Consider the following 12,428-nt stretch of genomic DNA (forward strand, 5'->3'; position numbering starts at 1 on the left):
TCTATGGCGTGAACGAGGAGTGATGAGCGACCGATGCGCGAGGACCGAGGCGCCGTGCGCGCGCCCGCTGCCGGGCTGACGGCCTTTCCCGACGTCCCCGACGACGTCCGGCTGATCGACCTGGCCTGGAACGAGATCGCCGAACTCCCCGCCCGGGTGGCCGGGCTGACCCGGCTGGAGGAGCTCAACCTCGACGGCAACCGCCTCACGACGCTGCCCGAGCTGTCGGGGCTCACCGCCCTGCGGGCGCTGCACCTGGACGGCAACGCGCTGACGTCCCTGCCCGGCTGCCCGCCGAGCCTGGAGACCCTCTCCCTGTACGGCAACCGCGTCGCCAAGCTCCCCGACCGCCTGGGTGAGCGGCTGCGGCACCTGTCGGCGGGCGGCAACGCCCTCACCGACGTGCCCGCCTCGCTGTGGACGCGTACCGGCCTGGAGTCGCTCAACCTGGCCGAGAACGCCCTCACCGAGGTTCCCCCGGCCGTCGGCGGCCTGACCGGGCTGCGCCTGCTCGACCTCGGGCACAACCGCCTGGCCTCGGTCCCGTCCGAGCTCGGCGACCTGCGCCTGACCGACTACCTCTACCTCAGCGACAACCTGCTGACCGAGGTGCCGGAGTCGATCGGGCGGCTCGGCGAGCTGGCCTACCTCAACCTCACCGACAACCGGCTCACCCGCCTGCCCGGCACACTCGGCGCCATGGCCGGGCTGGTCGAGCTGCGGCTCTACAACAACCGGCTGGAGTCGCTGCCCGAGTCCGTCGGCGGCCTGTCCCGGCTGCGTGAGCTGCACCTGCGCGGCAACCGGCTGACCCGGCTGCCCGCCTCGATCGCCGGGCTCGGAGAGCTGCGCGTGCTCGATCTGCGCGACAACCACCTGTCCGAGTTGCCCGCCGCGCTGCCGCCCGGACTCGAACAACTCGATCTGCGCAACAACCGGCTGCGGACGCTCCCCGACCGCCTGCCGCCGCTGGCGAAGCTGGACCTGCGGTGGAACAAGCTGGACGGCGAGCCGGAGGTGCTGACCCGGCTCAAGGAACGCGGCTGCGTCATCCTGCGCTGACCCGCCGCGAGCCCGGTCTGGCTGCGATGTGACCAAGGTCGCACCCCGTTGCCCAGCATTGCTCTACAGCGTGTAGTACTACTTCAAGTAGATGTACTACAGCCTGTAGAGCTCAGGGATGAGACGGGAAAGATGGACGCACTAGACCTGGCGCGGTGGCAGTTCGGGGTGACCACCGTGTACCACTTTCTGTTCGTGCCCTTGACGATCGGTCTGGGCATCTTCGTGGCCGGCCTCCAGACGGCCTGGCACCGAACGGGCAAAGAGCAGTACCTGAAGCTGACGAAGTTCTTCGGGAAGCTCTTCCTGATCAACTTCGCCATGGGTGTGGTCACCGGCATCGTGCAGGAGTTCCAGTTCGGGATGAACTGGAGTGAGTACTCCATATTCGTCGGCGACGTCTTCGGGGCGCCGCTGGCCATGGAGGCGCTGCTGGCGTTCTTCATGGAGTCCACGTTCCTGGGCCTGTGGATCTTCGGGTGGGATCGGCTGCCGAAGAAGGTGCACCTGGCGTGCATCTGGGCGGCGGCCATCGGGTCTAATTTGTCGGCCTATTTCATCCTTGCGGCGAACGCCTGGATGAAGCACCCTGTCGGCTACGAGGTCGTCGACGGCAAGGCCAGGATGACCGACCTGTGGGCCGTGCTGACCAACTCCACGGCGCTGGCCCAGGTCCCCCACGTGATCGGGGCCGCGTTCGTCGTGGCGGGCGGGTTCGTGCTGGCCGTGAGCGGCTACTGGCTGCTCAAGGAGCGCGCGCCCATGTGGCGCAGCGCCGCCAGGGCCGCGCTGGTCATGACGGCGATCGCGGGGGCCGTCGTCGCGTTCACCGGCGACACGTCGGCCAAGCTGCTGTACGAGCAGCAGCCCATGAAGCTGGCCGCCGCCGAGGGCCTGGCGCGCGACACGGCGGGCGCGCCGTTCAGCGTCGCCCCCGGCATCGAGATCCCGAACGTCCTCAGCTTCCTGGCCACCAACGACCCCAACGCGACCGTCCAGGGCACCGAAGACCTGCAGCGCCGCTTCGAGCAGCAGTTCGGCCCCGGCGACTACCGGCCGGACGAGACGGTGGTCTTCTGGTCGTTCCGGGTGATGATCGTGTTCGGCCTGTCCACGGTGGGCCTGTCGGTGCTGGGGTTGTGGCTGACCCGCAGGAAGCGCCCGTTCCCGAACTGGCTCTCGCGGGCTCTGCTGCTGGCCCTGCCACTGCCGCCGATCGCGATGATCGCCGGATGGCTGCTGAGCGAGATCGGCCGCCAGCCGTGGACGGTCGCGGGTGAACTGCTGACCGCCTCCAGCGTGTCGCCCGGCGTGAGCCTGGCCGAGGTGGCCATCTCCTTGACGATCTTCACGCTGCTGTACGGCGTGCTCGCGGTGGCCGAGGCCGTGCTGCTGACCAGGCACGTCCGCAAGGGAGTCGAGGAGCCGGAGCCGGCCCCGCAGGCCGAGCGGCTCGAACCGTCGCTGATGTACTGAGGGAAACCACCATGATCGATCTCTGGTTCGTCATCATCGCCTTCCTGTGGACCGGCTACTTCGTGCTGGAGGGCTTTGACTTCGGCGTCGGCATGCTGGCGCCGCTCGTCAGCCGCGACGCCGCCGAGCACCGGCAGAGCCTGCAGACCATCGGCCCGGTCTGGGACGGCAACGAGGTGTGGCTGATCACCGCCGTGGGCGCCATGTTCGCCGCGTTCCCCGCCTGGTACGCGGGCGTGTTCAGCGCGTTCTACCTGCCCGTCGTGCTAATCCTGGCCGGGCTGATCGTGCGCGGGGTCGGCCTGGAGTGGCGGGGCAAGGTGACCAACCCGTTCTGGTGCGATCTGGGCATCGTGGTGGGCAGTGCGCTGCCGGCGTTCCTGTGGGGCGCGCTCTTCGCCGACCTGGTGTTCGGCAGCGCGCTCGCGGCGGTGCTCGGCGGCGCGTTCACCCTGGCCGTGTGCGCGCTGCACGGCGCCGTCTTCCTGGCGCTGAAGACCACCGGTCCGGTACGCCGCCGCGCCCGCGTCACGGCCATGGCCGCCGGCGCCGTGACCATCCCCGTGGCCGTGGTCGCGCTGTCGAGCCTGGGCAGCCTCCCCGCGCTGGCGGCCATGGCGGCGCTGGCCGCGGCCACCGCGCTGATCTGGCGGCGCAGGGAGGGCTGGGCGTTCACCGCCACGGCGGCGGCGATCGTGCTGACGACGCTGGCGGTGTTCATGGAGCTGCGCGCGCGGCCGCTGCCCGGCCTGACGCTGGCCGAGGCCGCGTCCGGGGAGTACACGCTGACGATGCTGAGCTGGATCGGGCTGATCACGCTCCCGTTCGTGCTGGTCTACCAGGGCTGGACGTACTGGGTGTTCAGGCAGCGGGTACGCACGGAGCCCGAACCGCACGGCGAGCACGTTCAGGTCGCGGGCGCGCCGCCCAAGTAGAGCCGGCCGAGCCGCGGATCGGCGGCCAGGTCGCGCGCGGGTCCGGAGATGTGCACGCGGCCGAGGTCGAGCACGCAGCCGACGTCGGCCATCTCCAGCGCCCTGCGCGCGTTCTGCTCCACCAGCAGCACCGCGACGCCGGTACGGCGCATGAGGTCGATCTGGTCGAAGACGACCTGCGTGTTGCGCGGGTCGAGCCCCATCGACGGCTCGTCGAGCAGCAGCACGGAGGGCTCCAGCATGAGGGCGCGGGCGAACTCCACCTGCTTCTGCTGCCCGCCCGACAGCAGCCCCGCCATGCTCCCCCACCGCTCGGCCACGACGGGGAACAACTCCTTGACCGCCTCGATCCGGGCGTTGAGCTTGGCGGGGTCGCGCACGCTGAACCCGCCGAGCCGCACGTTCTCCGCCACCGTCATCTCGCGGAAGACGCTGTGGCCCTGCAGCACGTGGGCCAGGCCCAGGCCGAGCAGCCGTTGCGGCGACAGCCCCGCCACGTCCCGCCCGGCCAGGACCACCCGGCCCGAGCGGGGCGCGAGCAGGCCGCTGGCGACCTTGAGCGCGGTGGACTTGCCTGAGCCGTTGGGGCCGACGAGGCAGACGACCTCGCCGGCGCGGACGGTGACGGTCAGGCCGCGCAGGACCGGCGCCGCCCTGCCGTACCCGGCCACGACGTCCTCCAGGGTCAGCAGCACCTCAGACACCGAGATACGCCTCCAGCACCCGCGGGTCCTCCCGCACCTGCGACGGCGGGCCCTCGGCGATGGGCGCGCCCCGGTCGAAGACGATCACGTGGTCGCACATGCTCATCACCATGTCCATGTTGTGCTCGACGACGAGGAACGTGCGGCCTTCCGCGTTGAGGTCGCGTACGAGGGAGACGATGCGGTCGATCAGCGCCGGGTTGACGCCGCCCGCGGGCTCGTCGAGCAGCACCAGGTCCGGCTCGGCCATGAGGGCGGCGGCCAGCTCCAGCAGCTTCTGCTGCCCGTAGGACAGGTCGCGGGCCTCGGCGTCCTCCAGGTGCTCGATGCCCATGCGGCGCAGCCAGTGGCGGGCCCGTTCGATCTCGCCCTTGTCGTGCAGCCCGGCCAGCAGTTCGCGCAGGCGGGTGCGGCGGACGGCGACCAGCAGGTTCTCCAGCACGGTCAGGCGCGGGAAGACGCGGCAGAGCTGGAAGGTGCGGCCGATGCCCGCGTGCGCGATCCGGTGCGGGGAGTGTCGGGTGATCTCGCGCTCGCGGTAGAGCACCCGGCCGCTGTCCGGTTTGATCATGCCGGTGATCAGGTTGAAGAACGTGGTCTTGCCCGACCCGTTCGGCCCGATGAGCGCGTTGATCTTCCCGTCCTGGAGTTCCACGGTCGCCGCGTCCACGGCCAGCACGCCACCGAACGCCTTGGTCAGCCCCTCCGTGCGCAACGAGCTCATGACACCACCCCCTGGAGCCGCTGGTCGGCCGACTGGTCCGGGATGGAGGGGCCGGCGCGTTTTCTGGTGAGCCTGGCGATGATGCCCTCCGGCATGAACAGCACGACCAGCACGAGCACCACGCCGGTCGCGGTCAGGTGGATCTGCGTCTCGCCCAGCGCGATCAGGAAGTACTCGCCCGCCGGGGCCACGATGAGCGCGCCGAGCAGCGGCCCGTACAGGTGCCTGACCCCGCCGAGCAGGCTCATCAGCACCATGTACGAGCTGATCAGGATGGAGAAGACGAAGATCGGGTCGAGGCTGCCGAACCAGAGCGCGTACAGCCCGCCCGCCAGCGCCACGAACAGGGCCGACAGGGCGAAGGCCGCCACCTTGTACACCCCGGTCGGCACCCCCAGGGACTCGGCCTTGTCCTCGTCCTCCCTGATGGCCCGCAGTCCCGCGCCGAACCGGGAGCGGGAGACGTACCACCAGGTCAGCAGCGCCAGCCCGAGCAGCGCCAGGAACAGGTAGAAGAAGACCATGTGGGTCTGTCCCCGGTGCAGGTCGGGGAAGGGCGAGGGCACCTGAAGGCCGGTGGAGCCGCCGGTGAGCGAGCGCCAGCCCTGGACGACGAGGTTCATCATCGACACCAGCGCGATCGAGACGATCACGAAGGACGCGCCGCGCACCCGGACCGCCGCGATGCCGACCCCCACGGCGAACAGGGTCACCAGCAGCGCCGAGACCAGCAGGGCGACGACCCAGGGCACGCCGAGGTTGATGACGAGCAGGCCGGTCCCGTACGCGCCGAGCCCGAAGAAGGCCGAGTGGCCGAGCGAGACGTAGCCGGTGAAGCCGCCGAGCAGGTTCCAGGACGTGGACATGGCGGCGTACATGATGGTGAGCGCGCCCGCGTACACGAGGTAGTAGTTGGGCGCCAGCCACGGATAGGCGATCGCCAGCGCGGCGACCAGCAGCGGCAGCCCTCTAGAAGCGATGCGCAAGACGGCCTCCGAAGAACCCCTGGGGGCGCGCGAGCAGGGTGAGGAAGAGGAAGACGTAGAACATCATCGTCGCCCAGGTGGCGTCCACGGTGACGAGCACGAGGCCCTCGACGACGCCGAGCAGGATCGCGGCCAGCGCCGCGCCGACCACGCTGCCCAGCCCGCCGACCACGATGATGGCCATCAGCTTGCCGATCCACACCCAGTGCGAGGCGGGGAAGAACGGCGTGATCAGCGCCAGCACCGTGCCGCCCACGGCCGCGGTGGCCAGGCCCACGCCGAAGCCGTAGCCGGCCACCCGCTCGGTCTGGATCCCGACCAGCCTGGCCGCCTCCCGGTGCTGGATCGTGGCCCGCAGCGCCTGCCCGAACCGGCTCTTGACCAGCACGGCGAACAGGACGGCGAGCGTGAGCCCCGCGACACCGAAGGCGATGATCTTGTCGTAGGGCAGGTGCACGTCGCCGATCGTCAGGGACTTGGTCGCGTACTCCATGCTGACCGACTTGTAGGAGCCCGTGTAGAACGTCCCGAGCAGCCCTTCGATCGTCAGCGCGATCCCGAACGTCAGCAGCACCGACATCATCGCCAGGTTCTCCGGCGCCAGCCGGGCGACGAGCAGCCGCTGCACCGCCACGCCGAGCACGAAGAACAGCGGCACGGTGATCGGCAGGGCCAGGAACGGGTCCACGCCCAGCGCGGTGTGCACGGTGTAGGTCAGGTAGGCCGCCAGGAACAGGAACGCCGGGTGGGCGACCATGACCACCCGCATCACCCCGAAGTACAGCGACAGCCCGGAGGCCAGCAGCGCATAGAGCCCGCCGGTCAGCACGCCCAGGGCCAGCCCCTGCAGGAGGAGGCTCACCAGGGCTTCTTCGGGTAGACGAGGCCGGCGGTCTTGGCCTGCTCCGGCAGCACGATCTCGACCTTGCCGTTCACGTACTGCTGGATCATGTGCGCCTGCTCGGGCCTGCCCTTGTCGTCGAAGGACAGCGGCCCCACGATCGTGTCGAACGTGGCCTGCCTGAGCTGCTCGGTCAGCTTGTCCTGGCACTCCTTGGTCGGGTCGACGCACTTGGCCGCGTTCACGGCCGCCTCGACGACCTGGCCGACGGTGTAGCCGTTGGCCGCGTCCTCGTTGGCGTCGCCGTTGAACATCTCCTTGTACCGCTTGATCATCTCCTGGTTGCCGGTGAAGGTGGAGGTGGCCGACCAGCCGACCGGCGAGACGATGTGCTCGGCGGCGCCCTTGACGGCGGAGGGGAACTCCGCGAGCGTCGGCCCGGTCGAGAACGCCGCCATCTTCGGCTGCACCTTCAGCTCCTGCAGCGCGCGTACCAGGCCCACCGAGTCCTCGAACTGCGTGCCGCCCACGACCAGGTCGGGCTTGGCGGCGGCGATCTTGGCGGCGATGGGCGCGAAGTCGGTGGTCTCGGGCGGGTAGACCTCGTCCACCACCGTCTTGATCCCGGCGGCGGCCAGTTTGTCGCGCAGCCCGTAGGCGGTGCCCTGCGCGAACGGGTCGTCCAGGCTCGCGTACGCCGCCGTCTTCGGCCGCTGGTCGGCCGGCAGCTTGGTGAGGTAGTCGGCCAGGTAGTTGTAGTGGTCACCGGCGATCGCGGGCGCGGCGTAGAACAGCCGTTTGAAGCCCTGCTCGAAGACCTCCTTGGCGGCCCCTGCCGGCTCCACGAACAACATGTTGTAGGACTCGGCGACCTTGGCCGCCGGGATCACCAGCCGGGAGGAGAACGGCCCGAACACCAGGTTGACCTTGTCCTGGGTGATGAGCGACTCGTAGTCGGAGCTGACCCGGTTGGGGTCGGAGGCGTCGTCGCGGAAGATCAGCTCGACCTTCCTGCCGAGCAGGCCGCCCTTGGCGTTCACCTGGTCGGCCCACACCTGGTAGCCCTCCTGGATGCCCTTGCCGGGCTCGGAGAAGTCGCCGGTGAGGGGCAGGGAGATGCCGATCTTCACCGGTCCCTGCTGTTGCCCGGGCGACTGCGCCGCGCCGGGTTCGTCGGTCTTAGCACAGGCGGTCAGCCCTAAAACGCATATGGAGAAGATCGCCAGGCTCTTGTGAACTCTTGCCATCGAGGTAACCCCCGTCGACGCGGGCCGAAAGCGCTTTCGGAAGCGCTTTCGGTTACGATTACACGGGAATCCGCCCCAGACAAGGGGGGTCGCACCACATGGCAGAGCAACCTTTCCCGCCACCGTCGTCGTCCCCGCCCCGGCTCATCGACGTGGCCAGGGCCGCGGGGGTGTCGCTGGCGACGGCCTCGCGGGCCATGACGGGCAGCAGCGGGGTGAGCGCCGAGGTCGCGGCGCAGGTGCAGGCGGTGGCCACCCGGGTCGGCTACGTGCCCAACAGCCACGCGCGGGCGCTGGCCGGCGGCCAGGCGTCCATGGTCGGGCTGATCGTCCACGACGTCGGCGACCCCTACTTCGGGGAGATCGCCAGGGGCGTGCTGCGCGAGACCGACAGCCGAGGCTACCTGGCGCTGATCAGCCAGACCGAACGCGACCCGCGCGCCGAGCTGGCCAGGATCCGGGCCCTGCGCGCCCACCGGGTCACCTCGATCGTGCTGGCCGGGTCCGGCTACGTCGAGGCGCGCACCGAGCACGACCTCGCCGCCGAACTGCGCTCGTTCACCGCCGCGGGCGGCCGGGCCGCCGTGATCGGCCGCCACCACCTGCCGGTGGACGCGGTGCTGCCCGACAACGCCGATGGCGGCGCCACGCTCATGCGGCACCTGCTGGAGCTGGGTCACCGGCGGCTGGGCGTGCTCGCCGGGCCCGCCAACCTGACCACGGTCGAGGACCGGCTGGCCGGGCTGCGCACGGCGGTCGCCGCGGCCGGGCTCGACTGGCGCGCGGTCCCGGTCGTGCCCGGCGACTTCACCAGGGAGGGTGGCGCGGAGGCGACCGCGCGGCTGATGCGCGCGCACCCCGAGCTGACGGCCGTGGTCGCGCTGAACGACCCGATGGCGGTCGGGGCGCTGTCGTGGCTGCTGAACAGCGGGCGCAGGGTGCCGGAGGAGATCTCGGTGGCCGGGTTCGACGACGTTCCGGTGGCAAGAGACGTCTATCCCGCGCTCACCACGATCCGGCTGCCGATGCTCGCCATGGGCAGGCAGGCGCTCGAACTCGTGCTCCAGCCGCCGGCCGCCCGGCCACGCCGCCGCCGGACGCGGCACGAGCTGGTGGTACGGGCTTCGACCGCGCCGCCGGCCCCTTGACAGGCCGTTCCACCGGGTTAAGATCCGCTGGAACGTAAGCGCTTTCGTAAGCGCTTACGTGAGCGGTTTCGAGCAGAGGGTCCCCCAGATGACAACCTTCCGCAAAGTCACCGTCGCCGTCGTCTTGATGATGACGGCGCTCTGGACGCCCCCCGCGTTCGCGCGGGCGGAGCCCACACCCGTCGACGACCCCATCCCGGAGAAGCCCACCCCATCAGGGCTCACGCTGACGCTGGAGGAGTTCGCCTCCTTCCCCAAGAGCGAGACGATCCCGGAGCCGATCGACCAGCGGCTGGTCCGCTGGGCCAGGATCAACTACCTGGACCAGGTCCCCGACGGCTCGGGCCGCCTGTACGCCAACGACCTCAACGGCAAGCTCTACCTGCTCGACAAGAGCCGGCAGCCGCGCGAGTACCTCGACGTCGCCACCACGTTCGCGCCCGACTTCGTCTCGGGACGCGGCCTCGGCAGCGGCTTCGGCTTCGCCGCCTTCCACCCCGACTTCGCCAGGAACGGCAAGCTGTACACGGTCCACACGGAGTGGGGCAACGCGCTCACCACCAAGACCCCCGACCTGCCGGCCCAGGCGGGCACCAAGTTCCACGGCGTGATCACCGAGTGGACGGCCACGGACCCGAAGGCCGGCGTCTTCTCCGGCACCCGCAGAGAGGTGCTCAGGCTCGGCTTCTTCGGCCAGATCCACGGCATCCAGCAGATCGGCTTCCGCCCGGCCGCCCGGCGCGGCGACAAGGACTACGGCCTGCTCTACGTCGCGGCCGGCGACGGCGCCACGGGCGTCTCCAGCGACGACCCGCAGAACCTGGCCATCCCGCAGGGCAAGATCCTGCGGATCAACCCGATCGTCTCGACCGGCAAGTACGGCGTCCCGAGCGACAACCCGTTCGTCGGCAGGCCGGGCGCGCTCGGCGAGATCTACGCCCACGGCATGCGCGACCCGCACCGCTTCAGCTGGGACGGCCAGCGGCTGCTGCTCGGCCACATCGGCGAGCACGCCATCGAGGCCGTCTACGACGTCGGCCCCGGCGACAACCTGGGGTGGAGCGAGCGCGAGGGCTCGTTCGTCTACAACAAGGCCGACCGCTGCAAGCTCTACACGCTGCCCGACGACGACGCCTCCTTCGGCTACACCTACCCGGTGGCCGCCTACGACCACGACCCGCCGCCGGGACACCCGTGCACCGCCGACAGCGGCCACGCCATCGTGGGAGGCTTCGTCTACCGAGGCGCCAAGCTGCCGCTGCTGTACGGCAAGTACCTGTTCGGCGACATCGTGGACGGCCAGGTCTTCTACACCGTCGCCTCCGAGATGAAGGAGGAGAGCGGCCAAAGGGCCACCATCTACAAGCCGCGCCTGGTCGACGCGACCGGCAAGCAGATCACCATGCAGGACCTGGCCGGCAGCACCCGCGTGGACCTGCGCTTCGGCCAGGACGGCGCGGGCGAGCTCTACGCGCTGTCCAAGGCCAACGGCAAGATCTGGAAGGTCACCAAGGCCGTCATGACGCCGCCCGGCGTGCTGCCTTCCTTCCGTCCCAACCTGGTGGCCGCCTACGACTTCGAGCACCCGCTGCCCGGCGACCCCGCCAAGGAACAGGACCAGGGCCTGTCGGGTACGAACCTCTCGCTCGTCAACGGCGGCGCGGCCATGCGCGTCCGCGACGGCGCCTACCGGGGCAGCACGAACGCGCTGGAGACCAAACAGGTCGAACCGGCGACGACGGGCAACGACGACTGGAAGGCCGGCGTCTACCAGGACACCGGCGTGCAGAGCCTGCGGGCCTTCAACGCCGTCAAGGGCACCACCGTCATGGGCTGGTTCAAGATGCTGGGCGAGGGCCCCGCGCTCAACTCCAACACCCCCGACCCGGCCGACCGCTTCAACGCGATCGGCCTGGCGGGGATCCTCAGCGGCGACTCCCAGGGGCACGACGTGCGTTCCCTGCTGGAGCTCATCACCGTGAACGGCGAATTACGCGTGGTGGCGCTGGCCAGACGGGTGGACGGCGGCAGCTCGCAGACCTTCGCCGCGAACCTGCCCTGGCAGCAGATCCTGCCGCGCGACCAGTGGGTGTTCCTCGCGGCGACGTTCGATTTCGACAACGGGACGATGCGGCTGTTCAAGAACGGCCGCCCGCTCGCCGGGACCTACACGGTCGCCGGCGACCCGTGGGCGGTCGAGGGCGCGCCCGAACCCGATCTCACCTCGGCGACCGACCCACGAGGCATCAAGATCGGTGGTAGCTACCCGCAGAACACCAGAGAGCAGAACCCCTGCGACTGCCGGATGGACGGCCTGATGTTCCTGGACAGGGCCGCGTCCCCGATCGAGATCCTGGCCCAGTACGAGCTGATGCGCCGACGTTAGCCTGAGCCGACCGTCCGCATCTGCTTGGTGCGGTGGTCGGTCAGGTGGAGGTCGCCTCCGAGCCGCTGTTTGAGCTGGTCGAGCACTTTCCTGCTGGACAGGACCGTCCACAGGTTGCCGACCAGGTGCGGGTTGTACTCGGGGGCGGCATCCATCCAGGCGTCCTTGCCCGCCTGGGCGGAGAACGTCGTGACGAAGAACTCCCCGTCCGAGGTCTTGCAGTAGCCGGTGCGGATGTCGGCGGCGTCCACCTGCATCCTCGGCCTGCAGCCGACCTTGGCGGAGAGTTGTTCGACGGTGAGCGGCGCGGTGTTCTGGACGTTCTGCCCTGCTGCGACATAGTCGCCACCGCTCCCGGAGGAGCAGGCGGTGACCAGCCCGGCCAGCAGCGCGAAAGCGGCCAGACGTGGAAATGTCGTCATGCGCGGAGGTACGCGGGCCGTGCCGCTCCGGTTCGACGTGATAACCGTCAGTTGGGTTTCGGCGACTGCGAGACCCGGTGGTCCATCATGTGCAGGTCGCCGCTGAGCGGGATCTTCAGCGCCTCGAGCACCTTCAGCGGGCCGAGGACGGTCCAGCGCGGGCCGACCAGGTGGGGGTTGTACTCCGGCGCCTGGTCCATCCACTCGTCCTTGAGCTTCTCGGAGGAGAAGGTGTTGACGAAGAACTCGCCCTCCTCGGTCTTGCAGTACCCGGTGCGCAGGTCATTGGTTTCGACCTGCATCTTCGGCTTGCAACCGACCTTCTGGGAGAGCTGCTCGATGGTTTGGGGGGTGGCGGGCTGCGGCGGCTGGTTCTTCCCTGCCGCGGCGTAGTCGCTCCAGCCTCCGGAGGAGCATCCGGCGACCAGCCCGGCCAGCAGCGCGAAAGCGGCCAGACGTGGAAATGTCGTCATGTGCGAGGGTACGCAGCCCCGACG

Annotated in this window: 12 protein-coding genes; 5 read left to right on the forward strand and 7 right to left on the reverse strand. The window is 69.8% G+C overall.

The genetic code is table 11. The features are described from left to right. The first annotated feature begins 33 nt into the window (after window positions 1-33). The 3 genes from ACFOY2_RS21140 to cydB all read left to right on the forward strand — a co-directional run bounded on the left by ACFOY2_RS21140 (window position 34) and on the right by cydB (window position 3,473). The gene (locus ACFOY2_RS21140; protein WP_379529769.1) at window positions 34-1,062 is read left to right on the forward strand and encodes a leucine-rich repeat domain-containing protein; all 1,029 of its coding nucleotides are present in this window, start codon (window positions 34-36) and stop codon (window positions 1,060-1,062) included. 132 nt (window positions 1,063-1,194) lie between these two features. Then, on the forward strand, window positions 1,195-2,538 hold the full coding sequence (locus ACFOY2_RS21145; RefSeq protein ID WP_379529770.1) for a cytochrome ubiquinol oxidase subunit I: 1,344 nt from the start codon (window positions 1,195-1,197) through the stop codon (window positions 2,536-2,538). Window positions 2,539-2,549: 11 nt separating this feature from the next. Continuing rightward, window positions 2,550-3,473 carry a cytochrome d ubiquinol oxidase subunit II gene (gene cydB / locus ACFOY2_RS21150; RefSeq protein ID WP_379529771.1) on the forward strand — a complete coding sequence of 308 codons (924 nt, stop codon included), beginning with the start codon at window positions 2,550-2,552 and terminating at the stop codon, window positions 3,471-3,473. On the opposite strand, the gene ACFOY2_RS21155 is transcribed toward cydB, so the two are convergent. From ACFOY2_RS21155 to ACFOY2_RS21175, 5 genes are read right to left on the reverse strand one after another with little or no spacing between them, the layout of a single operon-like run. Next, window positions 3,446-4,177, reverse strand: coding sequence for an ABC transporter ATP-binding protein (locus tag ACFOY2_RS21155; RefSeq protein WP_379529772.1), 732 nt, complete (start codon window positions 4,175-4,177; stop codon window positions 3,446-3,448). The genes cydB and ACFOY2_RS21155 overlap by 28 nt on opposite strands. Beyond that, a complete protein-coding gene (locus ACFOY2_RS21160) occupies window positions 4,170-4,901 on the reverse strand; it encodes an ABC transporter ATP-binding protein (RefSeq protein WP_379529773.1) in 732 nt (243 codons plus the stop codon). Before ACFOY2_RS21160 ends, ACFOY2_RS21155 begins: the two co-directional genes overlap by 8 nt. Further along, the gene (locus ACFOY2_RS21165; RefSeq protein ID WP_379529774.1) at window positions 4,898-5,887 is read right to left on the reverse strand and encodes a branched-chain amino acid ABC transporter permease; all 990 of its coding nucleotides are present in this window, start codon (window positions 5,885-5,887) and stop codon (window positions 4,898-4,900) included. The genes ACFOY2_RS21160 and ACFOY2_RS21165 overlap by 4 nt, the downstream gene beginning before the upstream one ends. Further along, entirely contained in the window at window positions 5,871-6,749 is an 879-nt protein-coding gene (locus ACFOY2_RS21170; protein WP_357805079.1) for a branched-chain amino acid ABC transporter permease, read from the reverse strand. The genes ACFOY2_RS21165 and ACFOY2_RS21170 overlap by 17 nt, the downstream gene beginning before the upstream one ends. Further along, window positions 6,746-7,975 (reverse strand): amino acid ABC transporter substrate-binding protein, encoded by a 1,230-nt coding sequence (locus ACFOY2_RS21175; RefSeq protein WP_379529775.1) that lies wholly within the window; start codon window positions 7,973-7,975, stop codon window positions 6,746-6,748. The genes ACFOY2_RS21170 and ACFOY2_RS21175 overlap by 4 nt, the downstream gene beginning before the upstream one ends. A 98-nt stretch (window positions 7,976-8,073) precedes the next feature. Between ACFOY2_RS21175 and ACFOY2_RS21180 the strand changes: the two genes are divergently transcribed. Then, window positions 8,074-9,123, forward strand: coding sequence for a LacI family DNA-binding transcriptional regulator (locus ACFOY2_RS21180; RefSeq protein ID WP_379529776.1), 1,050 nt, complete (start codon window positions 8,074-8,076; stop codon window positions 9,121-9,123). A gap of 88 nt (window positions 9,124-9,211) precedes the next feature. Continuing rightward, on the forward strand, window positions 9,212-11,509 hold the full coding sequence (locus ACFOY2_RS21185) for a PQQ-dependent sugar dehydrogenase (protein ID WP_379529777.1): 2,298 nt from the start codon (window positions 9,212-9,214) through the stop codon (window positions 11,507-11,509). Here the strand turns inward: ACFOY2_RS21185 and ACFOY2_RS21190 are convergent. Further along, window positions 11,506-11,931, reverse strand: coding sequence for a hypothetical protein (locus tag ACFOY2_RS21190; RefSeq protein WP_379529778.1), 426 nt, complete (start codon window positions 11,929-11,931; stop codon window positions 11,506-11,508). The genes ACFOY2_RS21185 and ACFOY2_RS21190 overlap by 4 nt on opposite strands. Window positions 11,932-11,978: 47 nt before the next feature. Then, entirely contained in the window at window positions 11,979-12,404 is a 426-nt protein-coding gene (locus tag ACFOY2_RS21195; protein WP_379529779.1) for a hypothetical protein, read from the reverse strand. Between the last annotated feature and the right edge of the window lie 24 nt (window positions 12,405-12,428).

The organism is Nonomuraea purpurea (assembly GCF_042650645.1).
Classification (GTDB): Bacteria; Actinomycetota; Actinomycetes; order Streptosporangiales; family Streptosporangiaceae; genus Nonomuraea; species Nonomuraea purpurea.